Origin of the sequence: Paenibacillus sp. P36 (genome assembly GCF_045866505.1) — a bacterium.
GTDB classification, from domain to species: Bacteria; Bacillota; Bacilli; order Paenibacillales; family NBRC-103111; genus Paenibacillus_E; species Paenibacillus_E chondroitinus.
The window spans coordinates 7,122,184-7,144,042 of the sequence record NZ_AP038372.1 but is presented as its reverse complement, the minus strand read 5'-3'; the positions used below and the strand labels follow the sequence as shown (position 1 = coordinate 7,144,042).

13 protein-coding genes are annotated in these 21,859 nt (G+C 48.2%); all 13 read left to right on the top strand.

Translation table 11 applies throughout. The features are described from left to right. Positions 1-22: 22 nt before the first annotated feature. Positions 23-853 carry a phytanoyl-CoA dioxygenase family protein gene (locus tag ACKTT9_RS31275; RefSeq protein ID WP_407869083.1) on the top strand — a complete coding sequence of 277 codons (831 nt, stop codon included), beginning with the start codon at positions 23-25 and terminating at the stop codon, positions 851-853. Positions 854-1,034: 181 nt separating this feature from the next. Beyond that, on the top strand, positions 1,035-3,287 hold the full coding sequence (locus ACKTT9_RS31270; RefSeq protein ID WP_407869082.1) for a helix-turn-helix domain-containing protein: 2,253 nt from the start codon (positions 1,035-1,037) through the stop codon (positions 3,285-3,287). A 326-nt stretch (positions 3,288-3,613) separates the two neighbouring features. Further along, positions 3,614-4,456 (top strand): ABC transporter permease, encoded by an 843-nt coding sequence (locus ACKTT9_RS31265; protein ID WP_407873153.1) that lies wholly within the window; start codon positions 3,614-3,616, stop codon positions 4,454-4,456. A gap of 12 nt (positions 4,457-4,468) precedes the next feature. Beyond that, positions 4,469-5,341, top strand: coding sequence for a carbohydrate ABC transporter permease (locus ACKTT9_RS31260; RefSeq protein ID WP_407869081.1), 873 nt, complete (start codon positions 4,469-4,471; stop codon positions 5,339-5,341). Positions 5,342-5,457: 116 nt separating this feature from the next. Next, positions 5,458-6,948 carry an extracellular solute-binding protein gene (locus ACKTT9_RS31255; RefSeq protein ID WP_407873152.1) on the top strand — a complete coding sequence of 497 codons (1,491 nt, stop codon included), beginning with the start codon at positions 5,458-5,460 and terminating at the stop codon, positions 6,946-6,948. Positions 6,949-7,192: 244 nt separating this feature from the next. Continuing rightward, positions 7,193-10,498: a glycosyl hydrolase gene (locus ACKTT9_RS31250; protein ID WP_407869080.1), complete on the top strand. Its 3,306-nt coding sequence runs from the start codon at positions 7,193-7,195 to the stop codon at positions 10,496-10,498. A 7-nt stretch (positions 10,499-10,505) separates the two neighbouring features. Further along, the gene (locus ACKTT9_RS31245) at positions 10,506-12,038 is read left to right on the top strand and encodes a sulfatase (protein WP_407869079.1); all 1,533 of its coding nucleotides are present in this window, start codon (positions 10,506-10,508) and stop codon (positions 12,036-12,038) included. Positions 12,039-12,294: 256 nt separating this feature from the next. Next, positions 12,295-13,263: an ABC transporter permease gene (locus ACKTT9_RS31240; RefSeq protein WP_407869078.1), complete on the top strand. Its 969-nt coding sequence runs from the start codon at positions 12,295-12,297 to the stop codon at positions 13,261-13,263. A 54-nt stretch (positions 13,264-13,317) separates the two neighbouring features. Then, positions 13,318-14,184 (top strand): carbohydrate ABC transporter permease, encoded by an 867-nt coding sequence (locus tag ACKTT9_RS31235; RefSeq protein ID WP_407869077.1) that lies wholly within the window; start codon positions 13,318-13,320, stop codon positions 14,182-14,184. A gap of 73 nt (positions 14,185-14,257) precedes the next feature. Then, positions 14,258-16,621, top strand: a complete 2,364-nt coding sequence (locus ACKTT9_RS31230) for a helix-turn-helix domain-containing protein (protein WP_407869076.1) — start codon at positions 14,258-14,260, stop codon at positions 16,619-16,621. Between the two features lie 172 nt (positions 16,622-16,793). After that, positions 16,794-18,356 (top strand): ABC transporter substrate-binding protein, encoded by a 1,563-nt coding sequence (locus tag ACKTT9_RS31225; RefSeq protein WP_407869075.1) that lies wholly within the window; start codon positions 16,794-16,796, stop codon positions 18,354-18,356. A 68-nt stretch (positions 18,357-18,424) separates the two neighbouring features. Next, positions 18,425-20,593 carry a glycoside hydrolase family 105 protein gene (locus tag ACKTT9_RS31220; RefSeq protein ID WP_407869074.1) on the top strand — a complete coding sequence of 723 codons (2,169 nt, stop codon included), beginning with the start codon at positions 18,425-18,427 and terminating at the stop codon, positions 20,591-20,593. A 296-nt stretch (positions 20,594-20,889) separates the two neighbouring features. Next, positions 20,890-21,849 carry an ABC transporter permease gene (locus ACKTT9_RS31215; RefSeq protein ID WP_407869073.1) on the top strand — a complete coding sequence of 320 codons (960 nt, stop codon included), beginning with the start codon at positions 20,890-20,892 and terminating at the stop codon, positions 21,847-21,849. Positions 21,850-21,859 lie beyond the last annotated feature (10 nt).

Sequence of the window (21,859 nt, the reverse complement as noted above, 5' to 3'; positions counted from 1 at the left end):
TCACTCTTGAAGGAGGGTTTCAATGAGTACAAATGTACAAAATTCAGAAGACATTAACCAACGTATGTACCGGTTTGACAATGTGCATCAGCCATTAGCTTCGATCAATGATTTTACGGACGAGCAAGTCAAACAGTATAAGAAAGCTGGATTCATTGCCATAGAGCAAATATTAACGGACCAAGAAGTTGGGCAGTCGATTGCTGCTGTTATGGAAAATATTCATAACCGTGATACGAAGGTTAAGCTGCAATTCACCAAACCGCAGAGTGAGCTAAAGACCGATGAGGAACGAGAGTTTGCGGTAAGAAAGCTTTTCAACTTCGTGGAGTTTGATGAGTCGCTGCGATCGATCGCCTATCATCCGGCTATTCTTTCCGTTGTAGAACGCTTGCTGGGCGAAGAAGCTAATCTTGTGCAGGACCAGGCTTTGCTCAAGCCACCCTTCGGGGGAGCGGAAAAGCCATGGCACCAAGATATGGCTTACAACAACTTGACATGGAAAAAGCCGGTGGTTGGCGTTTGGATCGCACTCGACGAGGCGGGACTCGACAACGGCTGCATGCACGTCATCCCACGCTCTCATATGGATGGAGCCACACCGCATTACGCGGTGCGAGATTGGCAAATCTGTGATGCGAACGTGCCGGTAGAGAAGGACGTGGCCGTTCCACTCCAGCCGGGCGGAATTTTATTCTTTCATGGCCTGTTATATCATGGCACACCGAATAATCATTCTTCGAAACGCCGTCGGTCGCTGCAGTTTCACTACGCCCCTAAATCGGCAGAGAAGATGTCAGCCGGGGAGTATAAGCGGATTTTTACAAATGAGATGACTTCAGCAGAATGTTAATTCACGTAAAAACATCGGATCAACTTCCGGTGTTTTTTTGCGTCTCGTCCATGGTGTTCCAAACAGGATTCGACAACAATTTTCACTCTAATCGACTATGCTAAATAGATGGAAATTGGCGGAAAAGTATCGTATTCTGCTTGTTGTCAATCAAGTTATAGGTGCAGGAGGACTGATTTTGATGAAAATGAGCTGGTATCATCGCATGCTGTTGTCTTACGCTCCTCTATTTTTCGTTGTCATTTCCGTCTTAATCTTTTCTTTTTTCTCGATATTAAACAACTCCGCACAAAAACAAATCGCGATGACGGATGACTCTATTGCGAGAAAGGTGATGCAGGCCGTCGACGCGAATCTGAAGGCTTCCGAACAAATGACGATCAAAGAAATTTTTACAGATGAGAAGTTAAAAGATTTCTATACGTATACGACCGGTGATAAAACGCTTTTTGATTACTTTGTCATTTCGCATAAGCTGGATGATTTCTCTTCCTTGCTGCCTTTTTCCAGCTCCATTTATATGTACAATGAGCAATCCGGAAAAATTTTATCCAGAAACGGGTTATCCGACTTGGATCAGTTTGGGGACCGTGACTTTCTTCTTGCTGCCTATCATTCGAAGACGGCGCCGGCTGGGTGGACGAGTCCGAGAAGCTATCGCGAATTCATTCATGATTCAAGTGAGGAACAAGTGGTGTCATTAGTCAAATTTTTCCCATTAGATGATATCAAACAGGGAGCTGTCGTGGTAAACATCCGCGTTAGGGCATTGGTTGGGTTTATCAAAGATTTGACGCGATACGATGCCGGTTTCATTCGATTGCTTACTGCTAACCTGGAGCCTTTTGATCGAAACATGGCGCTGCAGAGCCAAAGCACTTCCGTACAAGAGCTAAAGAGGGAACGAATTTTTTCTGACTATACAGGGTGGCTGTATATGCCAGGCGGACAAAGAGATCAGAAATTATCGTTGATGTCCCAATTTAGTGATCTTTGGATCATAGTGGGCATAGCGACGATCATCATAGGCGTGTTTTGGTTTACATTTATTACCCACCGACATTACAAGCCTATTCAGTCTATCGCGGTAAGGATCAATGATTACACGAAACGAAAAAGCAGTGAGCTGGCAGGGGTCAACGAGCTGAAATTTATCGAATTGGCCATCGATAACTTGTTGGAAAGGACGAGCCAGTACGAAAAACTGCATAAAGATGATCTACTGATTCGTAGAAGGCAAGTGCTGGTCGATTGGTTGGAAGGCCATAGGCTGATGAACGAAACGGAGTGGAGGAAAGAAACAACGAGATTACAGCTCCCCTCCCAGTTCGATAGACTGGCGGTGGCGGTGATGGAAATCGATCGCTATGCTCATTTTATCAGTGACTATAGCTCGAGTGACCAGTATTTGCTTAAATTTGTCGTTAGCAATGTTCTTCAGGAGGTTGCCCAGAACGAAGGGATCTTTGTTTGGAATGAATGGGTGGAGCCACAGCAAATGGCTGTCATGTTTTACTTGAATGATAGCCAGGAACATGACGGCGATAAGGTCTATGATTTCATGAAAAAACTGCAGGATTGGATTCTGGCCAATCTTGAATTTACGGTGTCCGTTGGCATCGGGCCGGAGACCCAGACACTTGGAGGCATACCCCAAAGCTATGCGGAAGCCAAAAAACATTTGTCTTACAAGCCGGTTTTTGGCTTAGGTTCACTGATTGGAAGCAGAGATGTACATGCCAAAACGGAAGGCCGGATTTTCCCTCATCTGCAATCGGTTCGCACCATCGTCAAATCGTTCCGGACGGACGACGGGCAATGGCAGACGCATATGATTTCGCTTTTTCATGCGCTAAAGAAGGGCCGGTTCTCCCAAGGGGATATCAACCATATTTCCAATTATTTGATTTATCATTTGAATAAAGAGCTCATGGAAATGACCGGAGAGGCACAGGAACTGTGGACCACGGAGTATAAGCCGGTGCTTGAAGCCTTGGTGGAGCATTCTGAAAAGCTGGAAGAATGGCATGAACGGTTGGTTATGCTGCTTTCCGAGCTTGAGCCCCGAGTGCGAGCAGCCCGCTACGCAAGGAACAATCATGAACTCATCTGCCAAGTCAAAGTGTATATCGAAACGAATTATTACGACTGCGATTTATCCTTAAACAGGATAAGCGACCATTTTGAAATGAATCCCCGGTATTTAAGCAAGCTGTTTAAAGAGGAGTTTGGGGAGAAATTTATTGATTATTTGGTGCGGATTCGTTTGGAGGAAGCTCAAAGATTACTCCTGATGACCGATTTACCGGTACAAACGATTGCTGAACGGGTTGGCTATGTTCATGTCATTTCCTTTCACCGGGCTTTCAAAAATGCGCTCGGCATTCCACCAGGGGACTTTCGTAAAAAAACGGAGGTAAATAGCAAGGGATAAGCGGATTGGACACGTTAAAACAGAAAATAGCAAGCGCTTTCACCCATTTATTCGGAAATGTTAAGGTGTGAGAAAAGGTTAGGACTTAGGAAAAATCACTTTTCTTACATTTCGATAAGCGGCGATTCATGTTAATTGAACGTTGTCCAAACTTGGATTATTGTGGGAAGACAATGACGCAAAGGAGGGATCATATGCCTGGTAACGAACCTGCAATGGATAAGACGCTGGTCGCTCAGTACACTATTCGCTCGTCAGTCTTGAAGAAAAGCAAAAGGTTTATCGCGAGTCAGGATTGGCAGTTGTACGCGCTGCTATTTTTGCCCATGCTGTATTTCCTAATCTTCAAGTACATCCCAATGTATGGGGTAACGATCGCTTTCAAAGAATTTAATATGTTCCAGGGAGTATGGAAGAGTCCTTGGGTAGGCCTGGATGCTTTTCGGGAAATATTTCTTATGAAGGATTTCTACAAGGTGCTACGAAACACGGTGCTGCTTAATCTATTGGATCTGTTAGTATCCTTCCCGGCACCTATCGTTTTGGCTGTGTTATTGAACGAAATTCGCATCAAATGGTTTAAAAAGGGTGCACAAACGATCTTATATCTGCCACATTTTATCTCATGGGTCATTATCGGGGGGATGGTTTATCAGCTGCTTTCCACGAATACAGGGCTGGTAAACATATTATTGAAGTCCTCAGGTTTGAAAGCGATTCCATTTCTGACGGACCCCGTCTATTGGGTGATCACTTATGTGGGATCAGGCGTGTGGCAAAATGCCGGTTGGGGAACCATCATTTATTTGGCGGCTTTAGCGGGCATTAATAAAGAGTTATATGAAGCCGCGGAGGTGGATGGAGCAGGGCGTCTGCTTAAGATATGGAACATCACGCTTCCCGGAATCAAACCAACGATAATGATTTTGCTAATCATCAATATTGGGCACATGGCGAGCATCGGTTTTGAACGTCCCTATGTTCTGGGAAATCCGTTAGTTACTGACGTGTCGGATGTTATAAGTACCTTCGTTTATAAGGTCGGGATAAATTCAGCCCGTTTTACAATCGCTACGGCCATTGGATTATTCCAGGCTGTCGTCGGACTGATCTTCCTGTTGTCATCAAACTATATTTCCAAAAAAGTGACCGACCAAGGCATTTGGTAAGGAGGGCGTCAAATGAGAGTTAGTGCAAGCGACAAGATTATCGATAGCTTTATCATCCTGCTTGTAACCGTGGCGTCCTTTATTTGCCTTGTTCCTATCCTTCACTTGATTGCCGTCTCGTTAAGTTCCAACGCGGCGATTTTATCAAATAAGGTGACGGTATTCCCGGTAGAGTGGAACACACTGGCTTATGAATCGGTTTTCAAGGATGCCAAGATGATCAGCTCGTTATTTTTTACAATTATACTTGTGGTTGTTTTTACAGTAGTGTGCATGATCATGACGATTTGCGCAGCCTATCCGCTGACGAAGAAAAAGCTGAAAGGCCGGGACTTCTTTTTGATTATCATCGTATTTACGATGTTTTTCAGCGGGGGATTAATTCCGGAATATTTGCTTGTAAAATCATTAAAGCTGACGAACACCATCTGGGCGTTAGTACTGCCCGGCATGATTAACGCTTTTTATCTGATCATCCTGAAGTCCTTCTTCAGCTCCATTCCCGAAGAACTGGAAGAGTCTGCACGGATTGACGGAAGCTCGCATTTCGGAACGTTATTTCGCATCGTGTTACCGCTTTCATTGCCTGTATTGGCGACTTTAAGCTTGTTCTATGCGGTGGGGCGTTGGAACGGGTTCATGGATGCGCTCTTTTATATTACCAATCAAGATTTATATCCGATTCAGCTGAAGCTGTACCAATTGGTCATCAGCAATCAAATGAGCGATGCGACGGCAACGGAAGGGATGAACGCTTTGGCTCCGATTCCCGAGAGTCTGAAAGCGGCAAGCATTATGTTTGCGACGATTCCGATTTTACTCGTATATCCTTGGCTTCAACGGTACTTTATTTCCGGGATTATGATTGGCGCAGTGAAGGGTTGAAAGATTCTAACGATGAGTCCCATTTTACATGAAAAAGGGAGATGAATGATTTGCGCAATCGAAAATCGCTGATCCGGACAATTAACAGTTCACTCGCAGCCGTTTTATTGGCAGGTATGATGACAGCTTGCTCCAGCTCGGATGGTGCAAAGGAAAGCGGGGCTAAGGGAGATCCCGTAACGCTGAAAATAGAGCTTTTCGACCGTGGCAATACGCCGCCTGGCGCGCCGCCGCTTACGGAAAGTTACTTTGTTAAATACATGCAGGAAAAGTTCGGCGATCCAAATAATATTAAGCTGCAGTTTGTCACCGTTCCGCGCACAGAGGAAGTGCCGAAACTGAACGTGCTGATGTCGGCTAATGAGGCGCCTGATATTATTTTTACCTATAGTGATCCAGCAGTTCAGAATTGGGTGAAGCAGGGGGGGCTGACCGAGCTTAGTGATTTGCTCAACCAGCACGGTGCGAATTTGAAAAAGTATCTCGGAGATAAGCTTCTCAGCTATGGTAATTTTGATGGCAAGCAGTACACCATCCCGGCCAAAAGAATTATTATCGCCAGCTCGACGCCAATCATCCGCCAGGACTGGCTTGACAAGCTGGGGATGAAACCACCTGCAACGACCGATGAATTCTACGCTGTGTTGAAAGCATTTAAGGAGAAAGATCCTGGCAATACGGGTGGTAAGGTTATTCCTTACGGTATTCGCTATAACAATAACCTTGATCCTCTGGTTCGTACGTTTTGGAAGAAAATGACGGAAGAAGAATATTACTCGCTTCCAGATTTGATGAAACCGGGCAATAAAGAAGGGTATAAGTTTTTGAACAAGCTGTATAACGAAGGTTTGATTAGCCCTGATTTTGCCCTGGATAAAGATGGTAAAAAGTTTCAGGCTGATCTGGTGAACGGATTAATCGGATTCGCAATCACCAATACGAACGAACCTGTCTATCAGTCTTATTACTCCACTCTGCAGAAGAATGTTCCGAGTGCTACGCTGCTGCCTGTAGATCCGTTCACGAACTATGAAGGCAAACATGTGAAGCAGATTTACCATCCGCTGTCTGCTCATCTCATGATACCGAAAGCTAGCAAAAGATCCGTTGAAGCCATTAAGTTTCTGAACTGGATGTCGGATTATAAGGTGATCTTCGACTTGCAGAACGGAACGGAAGGGGTTACTTACAAGAAGGGCGATGACGGCATTCCGGTTATTTTGGACTCTGATGATGCGAAAAAGGTCATGTACAATTATTTGGATTACAGCATGCTCATCAATGGTAAAGATATGGGCGATCAGGAAAAAACGTTAAAAGCAAACGCAGCTGATCCCAAATATAAGGATTTCACGATGAATAGTATTAAGGTTGGCGATCAGGACGGGCAGCTGCCGGCGCGTTTTGACAGACCGATTGAAGCCCAAATTAAATACAATCAAACGTTGGGTGATAAAGCCATTGAGATTTTTGTGAAGACGGTAACGGCAAAACCGGCGGATTTCGATAAACTGTACGACGATATGGTTGCGGATTATATGAAAACCGGCGGTAAAGAGGTCATGGACGAACAGAAGAAAGTGTATCAGGAAATGAAAAAGAAGTAATTGCTGTGTAAACGAATACTACAAGGCTGCCAGGAATTTTTGGCAGCCTTATTGCGTATGTGGGCGGTAAGTTTAGCTTGAATTCATTGATTTCGCAAGGATGTGCAAACCGGGCAAGATAGTTGCAGAGCGAATTAGGCACGTCAAAATAGTGCGATTGTTAGGGCAAAGTTACTTCCTTTATAGTGATCAATAGATGGAAGCAATATTTTCATATACGTACATGCCGAGGAGATGAACTTACATGGCCCAGTTTAATACGCAGTCTTTTGCACAGCCGGAAGCGGAATATCGCATTCATCCGTTTTGGTTTTGGAATGGGGAAATGGACGACGAACAGATTCGTTATCAGATTGATGAAATGGCGGACAAGGGGTTGGGGGGATTTTTCGTCTGTGCGAGGCAGGGGCTGGAGATTCCTTACTTATCCGATGCCTGGTTTCAAAAAGTACGCGTAGCAGTCGAAGCGGCCGAACGCCGCAATTTGCAGGTGTGGCTCTACGACGAGTACCCGTATCCGAGCGGGATCGCCGGCGGCGAGGTGACGCTGGAGCATCCGGAGGCCAAGCACTATACACTCGAGCATCGGGCCGAGCGGGTGCAGGGCGGAGAGCATGTGTCCATGGAGCTGCCGTGGGCGCGTATTTTGTATGCAAAAGCGATTCCTGTCAACTCGAAAGGTGAGAAGCTTTGGGCCGAGGCGGTGGATGTCCGTTCATCCATTGGGAACTTTCAGGCGGAGCCGATTTTTCAGAAAGCGGGCTTGACGAGTTATAACCAAAAGCGCTTCTTTACGTACCGCACGATTCAGAAGATGGAGTGGACGGCGCCTCCCGGTGATTGGGAAGTACTGATCATGCAGGAGAAGGAAATCGAAGATTTCAAATATTACGGGACGTTCGTCGATCCTTGCCATCATGAGGCAATGGCCACGTTTATTCGATTAACGCACGACAAGTATGCGCAGCACTTGGGCGAATACTTCGGCGGTACGATCAAGGGCATGTTTACCGACGAGATCGGGCTCTTGGGCAAGCTGCCGTGGTCGCCGCAGCTGCCGGCTTTTTTCATGGAGCAAAACGGCTATGATCTACGGGAACATCTGCATGCCCTTTTGTATGAAGAAGGGGAGCAGTCGGCTCGTATCCGTTATGATTACTATCAAGCGATTCACGAGCTTCTGCTCAGCTCCTATCATAAGCAGGTGCATGATTGGTGTGAACGGTTTGGGCTTCAATACGTGACTGAAGTGCCGTCCGTAAGGCATACGACACAGCGGTACAGCCATGTGCCAGGTGGAGATACCGCGCATGAAAAGCTCGGGCGTTCGCTGGATTGGATTTTGAATAATCAGGCGGAAAGCTTTCGTTCCAGCGCCAAAATGGTCAGTTCCATTGCCCGCCAGTTCGGCCGCGAGCGCAACTTGATTGAGTGCTTCCATAGTGTCGGATGGTCAATGACGCTCCAGGACGCGAAGTGGATGATTGATCGTATGGCTGCGCAAGGCACGAACTTTTTTAACTTCCATGCTTTTTTCTACACGCTCGATGCGCTGATGAAGCATGACGCGCCGCCTTCTCAGTTCCTGCAAAATCCGTATTGGACGCATTTCAGGCAGCTCGGCGATTACGTCGGCCGGATCAGCTATGTCATGAGCTGCGGCGAAGCGGATATTCGTACAGCGGTGCTTCAGCCGACAACATCGCTGTGGGCCTACATGGGCAATCCCTTCCACCATTTTGATTATGGCGGTAAGAACACGGATGAGAAGCGCAAGCTTGACGACTTGAAGGCCTGGTGGACGCGCATTTGCAACGAACTGACTTACAGTGGCAGAGATTATGATCATTTGGATACAGGGCTGCTCGCAGAAGCGGTGGTGGAGGACGGTAAGATTAGGCTGGGCAATGCCAGCTATACCAATGTGATCGTGCCGCCAATGACGAATCTGGAAAGTGGCGCATGGGCGAAGCTGGAACTGTTCCTGGCACAAGGTGGAACGGTCATCAGCATGGGACAATTGCCGTATCAAGCGATTGAAACGAATGGCTTGGACGCGGCTTCCTCAGCGAGCGTGTTCGGTTTGCAGCAGCCAAGCGGAGAGCATTTCTGGAGCGAAGGCGCGGTATCAGCGCCGGTGTGGTCCAAAGGCGCTGCGAGCGCGTATCATTTGCCATTCGCAGCATCCGCTGACGAAGCTGCAGTGCTGGGCAGTCTGTCTATGCTGCTTGAGGAGCTTCATCCGCTGGCGGTGAAGCTTGAACCGGCATATGGCGGACGCAGTATTCTCCTGCAAACTCGCCAAATCGATGCGGACAGTTTCCTTGTTTTCATAAGCAATCAAGAAGAGGCTGAGCGTGATTTGTCTTTGCAAATTTCAACCGCTCTCTGGGAGGAAAATGTGGATCATGCGGCTCTGTTTACAGAGCTATCCTTGGATCGCGGCGACGAGGCGCCTGCGCAGGCTGAACGTACGGATAGCGGCTGGACGCTGCCGGTTTTCCTGGGTGCCTACGAGTCCAGACTTTTCCGTATCACGCGGAGTACAGCTGTGCAAGCCTTGCCAGACCGACCTTGGCAGCTCACCGTCGATGCGTCGGAGTCTACGTTATGGACCATGCAAACCGATGAGGATAACGCGGTTCGGCTCGATGCGTTTCACCTCTCGATTCCTGGTGTGAACAGCTTGGCATCGGGAGCGGAGGAGGACGCGCCCGTGGTTCAGGTCAAAACTTTCATTGACCAATGTGCGGACTTGACGGCTTCGACGAAGCTGCCAGTACAGATGAGCCAATTGTTCGGAACGCCGATGCGCATCAGTATGGCCTATCCGCTTCAAGCCCGGTATTCCACAACCATCGTCGTGGACAACCAACTGGATCGGGTGTTTCTCGTGATGGATCAAGGAGCGCTTTCCGGAGAAGGCTCGATTTTGATTAACGGCCATCGTCTTCAGAAAGTGGATTTCGCGAGACACGTTTTGTATGACTACATGAACGTAGGTTGTGAAATTACAGCGTATCTGCAGCCTGGCGTCAATGAAATTTCAGCTGAGGTGACGATTGAGCAGGATTGGCATGGTTTGATCGATGCGCTGTATCTAACGGGCAGCTTCCAAGCCGGCTTTGACGCCGAACAGCGTCCTGTCTTGAAACGTCCGGTCGTCCAGCAGCATCCGCTCGCGGCAAGTCCATATGCGGGTTATCCGCATTTTGCCGGAACGATGACCTTCAGCCGTGAGCTTCAGCTTGGCCAATTGCCCGATGGGGATATCTTCGAGCTTACATTTGAAGGACTGGATCGTGAGTTCCACGACGTGGCGGAAGTGCTGGTGAACAAGGTGTCACTTGGCGCCCGTACTTGGATGCCGTACCGCTTCAGCGGCCCTGCCTCCATACTGACGGAAGGTACAAACCGTATTGAAGTTCGCGTGACTAACACGCTAATCGGCTTGCTGGAAGGGAAATATTTTGATTATGCGAAGCACGAATTGAAGCCGGCTTACACAGCCAAGCGGGTGCAGTCCTACCAGAACCCGGAAGGAGAGTAAGACGTTCATGCCAAACAACACAGAACAAGCAACGAACAAACCCAATATTATCTTCTTCATGACGGATCAGCAGCGCTGGGATTGTATCGGTGCCTACAACGAGCATATCCATACACCGAACATCGATAAACTGACGGCGCAGGGAATCACATACAGTCAGGCGGTATGTCAGGCGCCAATGTGCGTGCCTAGCCGCACCTCGATGATGTTCGGCTATTATCCTTCGCAGCTCGGTGTGCGAACCAATCACGGCGGCTTGTACGACGAAGACAAGCTGCCGAGCGATCCGCTTCCGGAATTGATGCGAAAAGCAGGGTACCAAACCGCAGGCTTCGGGAAAACCCATTGGAATCACGGTGTGAAAAATCCGGTTCCCTCAGCACGCGGCTTCGAAGTACGGGCTGTCGGATTGTCACATGACAGCGGACATTATGAGGATGGCGCTGTCATGATGGGGGATGCCGAGCCGGAGGGGCTCGCCGCTTATTATGAAGAAACGAAAGACTACGGTGGCGGCGAGGAGAATTCAAAAGGTTATATCGGCTGCACGAGTCAAATACCGAATCATTGGCACCGTGACGGATGGGTGGCGGAACAATGTTTGAATTTTATTGATGAGGGGCTTGACGCGTCGCGCCCGCTGTTTCTTTATCTTTCCTTCTTGAAACCGCATGCCGGCTTCAACGTTCCGAAGGAATTCGAGGATTTATACGATATCAACGAGATTCCACATATCGCTCAGCCGCCATGGGAGCTTGAGCAGAATACGCATCTGGCCGCGACCGACGCTGTGAATGAGAGCAGCCAGAGCAACTATTGGGAGAAGCGGCATGTCTGGGAAGCGATGACGCCGGAGGAGCGCAAGCGGACCACACTTCGCTATTGGGCGAATTGCTCCTGGCTTGACGATTACTTGGGTAAGGCTTTGGAGCGGTTGGAGCGGCAAGGGAGGCTGGACAATGCCTTGATCGTCTTCGTCTCCGACCATGGCGAGATGATGGGCGAGAGACAGCACCGCTTCAGCAAATATTGTTTGTATGATAGCAGTGTCCGTGTGCCGATGATCTTAGCCGGAAGTTATTTGACACCAGGGCTGCGGGGGTCTGTCGACGACCGTCCTGCCGAGTTGGTGGATCTTGTACCGACCTTATCTAAGGTAGCGGGATTGCCGGTAAATCCGCAGTTGCCCGGGCTCGATCTACTGGGCGAGACGCAGCGTCTTGGGACCTTCTGCGAATTCCATGGCAAAGGAGCGCAGCCGCACCATTCGGCGCCTGCCTTAATGTGGAGAAAACAGGATTATAAACTAATCCTGTACATGCCTGGCAAGCTCGGAGAGGCGATTGGCCGAATCGGCGAGTTTCAAGGAGAGCTGTATGATCTGGCAGTGGATCCTAACGAATGGCATAACGTGTATGACAATGAACAATATGCGAGAATTCGTGAGCGCATGACGGGGGAGCTTCTGATGCATTTGGCATGCGTCTGGTCCCGCGGCCCGGTCTTTTATGACCGGCATGGGCTTGCGGCAATGGAATAACAATGAGGGGCGGCCCAAGTGTCATGACTGACCAGGGGCTGCCCCTTTTTGCGCATATCGGAACGTAATCCCTGACGTGGCGCGCTTTTTAACCCCTTGCACAAGATTGTCTCAATCGGCAAAATAGTCTCACCTTCCATTCCGGTTGCGACAAAATTGCCTTAAACCCGAACAATATTGTCTGATTGTAAACGGTAAGATTTTATTCTAAGTTGTTAAGCATACGAGAAAAAAATGAGAAAGGGGAATGGCGAGGATGGCACTCATGCAACCGGAATCTACGGCATCTGACCAATTAGCGAAGTCCCGAGAATGGCATAAGAGGGGCATTATAAGAGATCTAAGGCGGGATAAATATTTGTATTTGCTTGGCCTGCCAGGCGCATTGTTTTTTCTGATATTCAAATTTGCCCCGATGTGGGGCGTCGTCATTTCATTTCAGAACTTTTCGCCGTTTGCCGGCATCACCGGCAGTGAATGGGTGGGGTTCGAGCATTTCGAACGATTTTTTACCAATCCGGACTTTATGCTGCTTTTCCGAAATACGATGGCCATTAATTTGCTGAACCTCGTGCTCTTTTTCCCGCTGCCCATTGTGCTTTCATTGCTCTTGAATGAGCTTCGCAGCGTGGTGTATCAGCGGGTCATTCAATCGATCGTCTACATGCCGCACTTTTTGTCATGGGTCATTATTTCCGGCTTGACGTTCCTCATGTTTGCCAAAGGTGAAGGGTTGGTCAATAAAGTTCTGGAAGGACTGGGCTTGGCCAGGATTGATTTTTTAACGAATCCAGATACGTTCTGGGGCATGTTGACCTTGCAATCGATCTGGAAGGAATGCGGTTGGGGGACGATTCTGTTTCTGGCCGCGATGGCAAGCATTGACCCAGGTGTTTATGAAGCCGCTAAAATTGATGGGGCAAACCGACTTCGCCAAATGTGGCATATTACCCTGCCGGCGATCCGCAACGTGATCATTACACTGCTCATTTTGCGCCTCGGTCATATGCTCGATGTTGGTTTTGAGCAGGTATTCCTGATGTACAATGGCGCTGTTTCCCATGTGGCAGAAGTATTCGATACGTATGTGTACCGGGTCGGTATTCAACAAGGCGAGTTTAGCTACAGTACCGCTGCCGGTTTGTTCAAATCGATTGTAGGCTTGGTGTTGGTCGTAGTGGCAAACTGGATTTCGAAAAAAATGGGCGAAGAAGGGGTTTACTAGCGTCCATATCTATGGAGAGACATAGCTATAGCAATGTCCTTAGGAGGGAATTATATGAAAGAAGGATTGGGAAACCGGTTGTTTAACATAGGGAATATCGTATTGCTGGGTCTTGTCGGCATCATCACCTTTTTCCCGCTGTATTATGTGTTTGTCGTTTCCTTTACCGATCCCACGGAATATTTGAAGGAAAGTTTCGTGCTCTTTCCGAAGGTGTGGTCGCTTGAATCGTATAAATTTCTGATGGCGACAGGCGCTTTTCCGAAATCGATCGGTGTTAGCGTCTACGTAACTCTAGTCGGTACAGCACTCAGCTTGATCTTCACCGCTTCCTTGGCGTATACGTTATCTAGAAAAAGGCTACGCGGCAGACGATTCGCCTTGATCGCGATTCTAATCACTATATTGTTTAATCCTGGTATGATCCCGAACTATATGCTGGTACGTAATTTGCACCTCATCGATAGCCTGTGGTCGCTCATTTTACCGGCACTTGCGAGCGGTTGGAACGTCATCTTGATGAAAGGCTTTTTCGACAGTATCCCCGCCGAGCTGGAGGAATCCGCTTCAATGGACGGGTGCAACGACTTGTCGACCTTTTTCCGAATTATATTGCCATTGTCGCTTCCTTCGCTGGCTGCATTCGGGTTGTTTTATGCGGTCGCTTACTGGAACCAGTTCTTTAATGCCCTGATTTATATTAATGATGCCAGCAAATGGCCGCTGCAAGTGATGCTGCAAAACATTTTGCTCAATGCGAATAACACGGATCTGCGGATGGATGTTTCCACGGTACCGCCTCCTTCTGAAACATTAAAAATGGCTGCAGTCATTGTTGCAACGGTTCCTATTTTGGTGGTATATCCTTTCTTGCAAAAGCATTTTGCCAAAGGTGCCATGGTAGGATCAGTCAAAGGGTAACGACCCGAAGGGGAGGGATTCCAGCTCTAGATGTCGAATCGTGTAAAAAAATAGGTATTGGAAGGTGAGCATCTTGACTGGAATTTGGGGCGCGTTACTCGGCTATTTTCAAAAATATAAATATAATAATCGCTTCTTCTGGAAAAGCCTTGCGATGATTCTCATTATGGCAAGCATTCCCGGGCTCATTACCGGTCTCAGTATTTATTGGATCGCCACGAACAATGTGGAGGAAGAGCTTCAGGGACTTCACCAGAATCAGATTAGCAATCGGGCGGCGAATATCGACGACCAGCTTGCTTTTCTCGAAATGACGGTATCGCATTGGGCGTTCGACTCCAAGTTTGACGATAAATTGAAGACGCTTAATTTTGCCTATAATTACGAGACGGTTCAGGATATGTACCGGACCTTGTTATCTCTTGAGAGCTCACATCCTTTTCTGCAGAAAGTAGAGCTGTTTCTGGACAAGCCGCGTCCGCTTGTCTTCACAACGGAACGCTACAAATTTCTAAGTGATTCGGCGGATGTCGAGAATTACGAGACCTTGCTTAAGCATGATAAGTCGATGTTCTGGACGTTTCCGAAGATACAAGGAACGAGCAAGCAGGAGCTTACGATTGTGAATAAAATTCCCGGCGACAGCACCGAACCCTTCGGTGCTCTTGTTGCCACATTGAATCAGGATAACTTGTTAAAGGTGCTAAAAACGCTAACTCCTTATGATGAGGGCGTTACGATGCTGTTCAATGAGGAGGACAACTGGAATTTATCCAGCAGCAGCGGGGCGGAAGGATCAAAACTCGATCAAGCGCTTAAACAAGCCTACATGAAGCATCAAGCGGATTTAGGGGAAGCAGCGGTGAACGACGCGAAGCCTGAATCGCTGTTATTTGACTATCAGAAGGTTTCGTATTCGGTTTCGTACGGCCATTTTAACCGGCTGGGCCAGAAGTGGGTGTATATCTCCGCCGCGCCGCTATCTTCCATTACAGCCCCGGTCGTTTCCATTTCCAAGTGGATATTAATTCTCAGTTTCTCTGGCTTGCTCATTGCGCTGCTGCTCTCTTGGTTCGTGTCCCGCCGCATCTATCATCCCGTACAGCGGCTGCTGACCCTGCTGTCCGGTGAAAAGAATGCTGAGGTGAAGGACGAATTCGCCATGATCGAGAAGCACTGGCAGCATATGTCCAAGGAAACGGAGACGATGCGGCACAAACTTAAAGAGCAAATGCCGCTATTGCGGGAGGGTTTTTTCCTCCAGCTGGCGCAAGGTTACTTGATTTCTCTGCAAGAGAGCGACTTGAAGGAGCGGATGAAGCGCTATGGCTGGGAAACGGAGCAGCGTCAATTTGTAGCGCTTGTGATTCAATTGACGGGTTTTGCCAACCTTGAGGGAAGGTTCTCGCAAGGCGATGAAAGTCTTGTGACGTTCGCCGCCGCCAACATTATCGATGAGTTGTTCACAAGCCAATATGAACAAGCGGAAATCATGAATTTCCATAACTTTTCGATTGGGGTTCTGCTATCCTTTCCCGCAGCTCACCCGTTAACCTGGTTAGAGGATGATTTGGAGCAGGCGTGTCAAGAAGTCATTCTCGCGATAAACCGAATTCTGAAAATGCAGGTTACGATATCGGTCAGCAAATGGGTTCACAACGTGAAACAAATTCCACATTTGTTCGAGGAAGTGAAGCAAGCGTTGGTATATCGAGATCTGCTTGACGAAAATCAGATTATTAAGACGGAGCAGCTTTCCAAGCTCAATGTCTTCAAGGAAACCGGCTACCCGTTCACCTTGGATAAAGAAATTATTCATGCGATTCGCAACGGTCAGGAGTCAGACGCTGTTGATTTGATCGGTCAATTTATGAAGGAATTGGCGGCGAACGGCTCGACCGAATTTATGCTTCAGCAAGGCATGCTGCAGCTCTTGGGCAGCATTCGGTATGCGTCCTTGCAATCCGGGATGAATCCCGTGCAGCTGTTCGGCAGTGTGAACTTGTTCGAGCAGCTTGCGCAAATCAAAGAGCCTGAGCAAATGCTCAAGTGGTTTCAGCACAAAGTGATTGCGGTTTTCGTGCAGGAGATGATCTCCCGTCAGGATTATCATTTCAAGCAGATCATCGAGCAAGTCATCGCTCATTTACGCGAGCAGTACATGACGCAATTATCGCTTGAATCGTGCGCCGATTTATTCGGCACAAGTCCATATACGTTAAGCAGGGCTTTTAAGCAGATAACCGGGATTAATTTTATTGATTTCCTGACGAATATTCGGATTAGCAACGCCAAGTCTTTGCTCGTCGAAACGGATATGAAGATCAACGAAGTCGCCGATGCGATCGGCTATCAGCATAGTTATTTTAATCGGCTTTTCAAAAAGTACGAAGGCATTACACCAAGTCAATTTCGCGAGGTAAACCGCACGGAATAAGGGATTAGAGCCTTTGTGCATCGAAGTGCAAGCTGCAAGATAGTCCTAGAATGGCTGAAATGGCGGTACAAAAAAGTCCGATTGTCGATCAAAGTGGAATGTACTATTGTCAACCTTGTGCTCTGTTAAGGCGTTCGATACACAGAAGTTCATAACAAGGGAGGATCACAAAATGAAAGTAAGAAAAAGCAAAAAAGTTGTCTTGGGCTCAATGATACTGATGCTGGCATTATCCAGTGTCGTGGCTGCATGCGGGAACAAAGCGGATACGGGAAAAAGTAATGCCGCAGGCGGAACGGAAGCACCGCTTGAAGTGAACATCATGACGATCTTGCTTACGCCGTCTCCGGCCGCAGATGATAACAAAATCAAACAGGCGATTGAAAAAGCGACAAACTCCAAAATGAAAATTCAATGGGTGTCAGGTAACAACTATACGGATAAGTTGAATGTGACATTAGCATCCGGCGATATTCCTGATTTGATTACGATTAACGATCCGTTCACATCAGTTTTCCGTAATTCCGTATCCCAAGGCGCTTTCTGGGATTTGACTCCTTACATCAAAGATTATCCGAACTTGAATTCCAAAATCTCCAAAACGGCTTGGGACCTGACGAAAATGCAGGATGGCAAAAACTACGGGATCCCGCGTCCTCGCCCAGCTGAAGCCGATTCCTTCTTCATTATTCGCAAGGATTGGCTCGACAATCTCGGGATGCAGGTGCCAACAACAACCGACGAGCTGTACACAGTTATGAAAGCCTTTGCGGAGAAAGATCCGGATAAAAACGGCAAAAACGATACAACCGCACTCGCGGCCTTCATGACGCCTCCGGCCGATATGGGAACGCTTGCGATGATTGAGAACAGCTTCACAGGCGCGAACGTGAAAAACGATAAATGGAAGCTGGTCGACGGCAAAATCGTCAATACCGCGCTGCTGCCTGAAACTCGCACTTCCATTGAATACTTGACTAAAATGTACAAAGATAAGCTGCTGCCGGAAGATTTCGCCTCCTACAAGCTGTCACAGGCAGCGGACCTGTTCAATGGCGGTAAAGCGGGCATCATTATGGATAAAGCGGGCACGATGAACGATCACTACGAATTGTTGAAGAAAATCGATCCGAACATGAAGCCAACGGATTTCTATCCGTTGACCAATATGAATGGATACAATCCGAAAGGCCCTGGCTTCTCCGGTATGATTTCAATCCCGAAATCCGTGCCTGAAGCAAAAATGAAACGCATCTTGAAAATGGTCGATACGTGGATGAATGACGATGTATTCGCTATTCAGCAATACGGCATCGAAGGTGTGGATTACACGGTGAAAGATGGCCAAAAAGTGATCAACACCGAGCAGCTGGCCAAAGATAATGGTCCTGACTTTAACCAAATTGTCTATGTAGCCGATCCATATGCGAGCTCTACGAAGGTATACTTCCCGAAAGAAGCAAACGATCTGTTTATGAAGATTCAAGATGATCGTGCCAAAACAAGCGTAGCCGATATCAGTATCGGTCTGTACTCGCCAACAGCGCAAAAGCTGCTGCCTGAGTTTGAGAAAAAAGTACAAGATTTGAAAACAAAAATCATTCTGGGCCGTGAGCCAATTACCGCTTGGGACGATTTCGTGACAAAAGCTAAAACAGATGCTGATTTGGTGAAAATGAGCCAAGAGATGACGGATGCGTACCAAAAACGCAGCGCTGGCGCAGCGGCTAAATAAAAATTAAATCTGGCAAGGGGCGGGGAAACTTCGCCCCTTTCTGCATTGGAATGGGAGAGGAAGAGACCATGGCTGAGCGTTATATTGACATCAATGAGAGCATTTATACGAAATGTGGAGACCGCGTAAGCGAAATATTAGCTACAGTAGCCGACAGATATGTAGGCAACAACCCGCCTCATCCGATGGCATACCGAGCTTTTTGTGCTAATGGCATATTGAAGAATCACGATTATAGTTATGACTTTCATTTTGTAAACCGGTTTCCCGAGATTCAGAACGGACAGATCGTTTACGCATGGTCGCAATATTGGAGTGACGTGGAGACACCGCTCAATTTCATCTTGCACTGCTATGGTCCGCTCATTTTGTATGCGAATGGGCAACCCATATATAAAGCGAATATCGCCGATGAACTGAATCCCAAACGCAGAACGGTCGTGACGATTCAGATGAAGAAAGGCTGGAATCACTTGGTGTTCCAGTTTACTAAAACGGAAGCGGGCTGTGGAGGTTCTCTGGGGCCAGGTTCCTATAAGAGTAACCCGATCCATTTCCTCGCACCTTCACCCGAGCGATTCGGCCACGAAGGCTGGATCTACACCTCCCCGCAGGATCATGTGTGGAGCGAGCTCCCGGGCGAAGGAAGCACGGAAGGGGATCACGGTGTCGCTTGGTTTCCGGAGCTGGCATGGAGTGCTGCCGAGCAGGCGAAAAACCCGGTAGCCCGCATCTTCGGCGAACTGAACGAGGGGTATGTGCTCGCGTGGACGAAGCTTCGCTCCTTTTCGGCAGAACCCCGGCAGGTTGAGTTGAGCGGTCATGCGGAAGGAAGCCTTGCGATTTATGTGGATGGGAAACTGCAAGCCAGCATTGACAAAACAGGCGCTTTTCATGCCGTGGTGAAGTTAGCGTACGGTGAGCATAACCTCGTCATTCAATGTTATGGTGCGAACGGGAGCGCAGGCTTTCGTCTGGATCCGCTTTCGTCTGGCATCGAGCTCGTAGAGCCTTATCCTGTACATGGGGCGAAGGACGAGTGGCTGTATCTAGGGCCGTTCGGTGCAGAGGACGTGATGCCTGATGTTGAAGCTTCGCTGTTTGCCTTGGTGGAGACGCAGGAGGGTGGAACGTTCTGGCGTCTGGATCAGCCAAACACGTGGGTGCGGCCGTTCACGGAGAATGCCTTGTTCGGCAAGTGGAACTATCCGCTTGGCGTGACGTTGTACGGGATGCTGCAGACAGGTAAGCTGCTCGGCCGCGACGATTTGCTGCAATATGTCTACAAGCATATTGAAACCTGCACGCGGCTCTATACCTATGCGGGCTGGGATAAAGCCCAGTACGGCGCCTCGGGTGTGCTGAACACGCTGGCGACACTGGACAGTTTGGATGATTGCGGCTCGTTTGGAGCAACGATGCTGCTGGCGCTGCAAAATCAGCCGCTTCAGGGCGCTGAGCGGATTGCCGATGTGATTGCGAATTATATTAGCAATCAGCAGGATCGACTGCCTGATGGATCGCTGTACCGCAAGCCGAAGCATGTGGATTTCCCGAACGCGACGTTGTGGTGCGACGATTTGTACATGAGCGTGCCGTACATGTGCCGCAGCTACCAGCGGACGGGTGAGATCCGTTACCTGGAAGATGCAGCTAATCAATTCATCCAATTTAAGAAGAAATTGTACATCCCTGAGCTGCAAATCATGTCTCACGTCTATGACTTCGGGATCGATAAACCTACGAAAATCGCTTGGGGCCGCGGCAATGGCTGGGTCATTTTCTCCCTGTCCGAATTACTGGCTGTGCTGCCTGACGACCACGCACAGCGCAACGAGCTGCTGGAGTTCTTCAATGAACTGAGCGAAGGTTACTTGCGCCTGCAAGGGGAGAACGGCCTGTGGCACCAAGTGCTGACAGAACCTGCTTCGTATGAGGAGACCTCGTGTACCTCCATGTTCTTGTATGCATTTGCTCGCGGCGTCAGATTTGGCTGGGTGACAGAAACGGAGAAGTATATCGCAGCGATTCATAAGGGCTGGAACGGAATGGCCCGCATCTCCATCGATAAATTCGGCAACGTGTACGGTGTGTGCCGCGGTTCGGGATATTCGTATAGCGTCGGCTACTATAAAGATGATCTCTCCTGGCTGCTTAATGATACGCACGGCATCGGTATTGTGCTGCTTGCCGGCATTGAAGTGCTGCAGCTGGAGCGCCATTTGGGCTCATCTTGACAGCGTTCTTGAAGCGGTATTATAGCGTTCTTTTCCAGTAACGGGTAGCGTTCTTGAAGCGTTCTCTCGTATCAAACCCCCTCCAGGTGAGACATGGAGGGGGTTTTTGGTCTTTGTAGCTTTTCCCACATTGAAAAAGTTGAGGTAAGTGAAAAAGGTGAGATCAGATGGCTATGTAAGAAATGTGATCTACTCGGAAATGTGTGAATTGTGAGGGCGGAGAACACGAGATAAGATAAATCCAGAGTTTGGAAAGCGGTTCAAGGTTATTGAACGGATATCAAATTTTGAGGAAGGTGAGACAAATAGAAAAGCTGCTCAATACGACAGTATCTGGAAAGCTCCATAGAAGACGGGGATTCGATCGCATGCGTTTCCGGCAAAACGTTCCCATTATGCTTATGTTTTTACCGGCGCTAGCCTTTTTTCTTATCTTTCGATATGCCCCTATCGGGGGCCTGGTTATTGCCTTTAAAGAGTACAATTTTGGCGATGGTGTATTCGGAAGTCCCTGGGTAGGCTTCAAAAACTTCGAGATTCTGTTCTCGCAACCTCAAATGCTGCGAATTATCCGCAATACGATTATTCTGAGCTTCCTACAAATTGTTGTCGGGTTTCCGTTCCCCATTTTCTTAGCCATTCTATTGAACGAAGCGAGGAAGTTGTGGTTTAAAAAACTGGTGCAAACCCTTGTGTATTTGCCTCACTTTCTGAACTGGGTCATCATTGGCGGAATTATTGCCCTCGTGTTTGCCCAGGAAAAAGGGTTTCTGAATCACTTTGTTACCCAGTGGTCAGATACACCTTATCCTTTTTTGTACAAAGAGAACAGTTGGATCGCGATATTTGTAGGCAGTGGGATATGGAAAGAAGCAGGTTGGAACGCCATCATTTATTTGGCCGCTCTTGCTGCTGTTGACCCGTCGCTGTATGAAGCGGCCAGCATGGATGGGGCAGGCAAGTTAAGGCAAATTTGGAGCATTACACTACCGGCCATATTGCCGACCATTGCGATCATGTTTGTGCTATCGGTTGGCCACTTCATGGAGGTCAGCTTCGACCAAATTTATGTGCTGCAAAATTCGGCGGTATCCGCAGTCTCGGATGTCATCTCCACCTGGAATTTTCGGGTGGGCATTAACGGCGGCCAGTTTAGTCTGGCTACGGCAATGGGCTTTTTCGAGTCGATGGTGGCCTTATTGCTCGTCATTGCAGCCAACGTAATTGCCAAACGAACAGGCAATAGTCTTTGGTAGAAAAGGAGGG

Excerpts from the sequence above, each read along its gene's own strand:
- ACKTT9_RS31235 (WP_407869077.1), top strand. The coding sequence starts at position 13,318 with ATGAAAGAAGGATTGGGAAACCGGTTGTTTAACATAGGGAATATCGTA.
- ACKTT9_RS31260 (WP_407869081.1), top strand. The coding sequence starts at position 4,469 with ATGAGAGTTAGTGCAAGCGACAAGATTATCGATAGCTTTATCATCCTG.
- ACKTT9_RS31220 (WP_407869074.1), top strand. The coding sequence starts at position 18,425 with ATGGCTGAGCGTTATATTGACATCAATGAGAGCATTTATACGAAATGT.
- ACKTT9_RS31275 (WP_407869083.1), top strand. The coding sequence starts at position 23 with ATGAGTACAAATGTACAAAATTCAGAAGACATTAACCAACGTATGTAC.
- ACKTT9_RS31240 (WP_407869078.1), top strand. The coding sequence starts at position 12,295 with ATGGCACTCATGCAACCGGAATCTACGGCATCTGACCAATTAGCGAAG.
- ACKTT9_RS31255 (WP_407873152.1), top strand. The coding sequence starts at position 5,458 with ATGATGACAGCTTGCTCCAGCTCGGATGGTGCAAAGGAAAGCGGGGCT.
- ACKTT9_RS31270 (WP_407869082.1), top strand. The coding sequence starts at position 1,035 with ATGAAAATGAGCTGGTATCATCGCATGCTGTTGTCTTACGCTCCTCTA.
- ACKTT9_RS31225 (WP_407869075.1), top strand. The coding sequence starts at position 16,794 with ATGAAAGTAAGAAAAAGCAAAAAAGTTGTCTTGGGCTCAATGATACTG.
- ACKTT9_RS31250 (WP_407869080.1), top strand. The coding sequence starts at position 7,193 with ATGGCCCAGTTTAATACGCAGTCTTTTGCACAGCCGGAAGCGGAATAT.
- ACKTT9_RS31245 (WP_407869079.1), top strand. The coding sequence starts at position 10,506 with ATGCCAAACAACACAGAACAAGCAACGAACAAACCCAATATTATCTTC.
- ACKTT9_RS31265 (WP_407873153.1), top strand. The coding sequence starts at position 3,614 with ATGCTGTATTTCCTAATCTTCAAGTACATCCCAATGTATGGGGTAACG.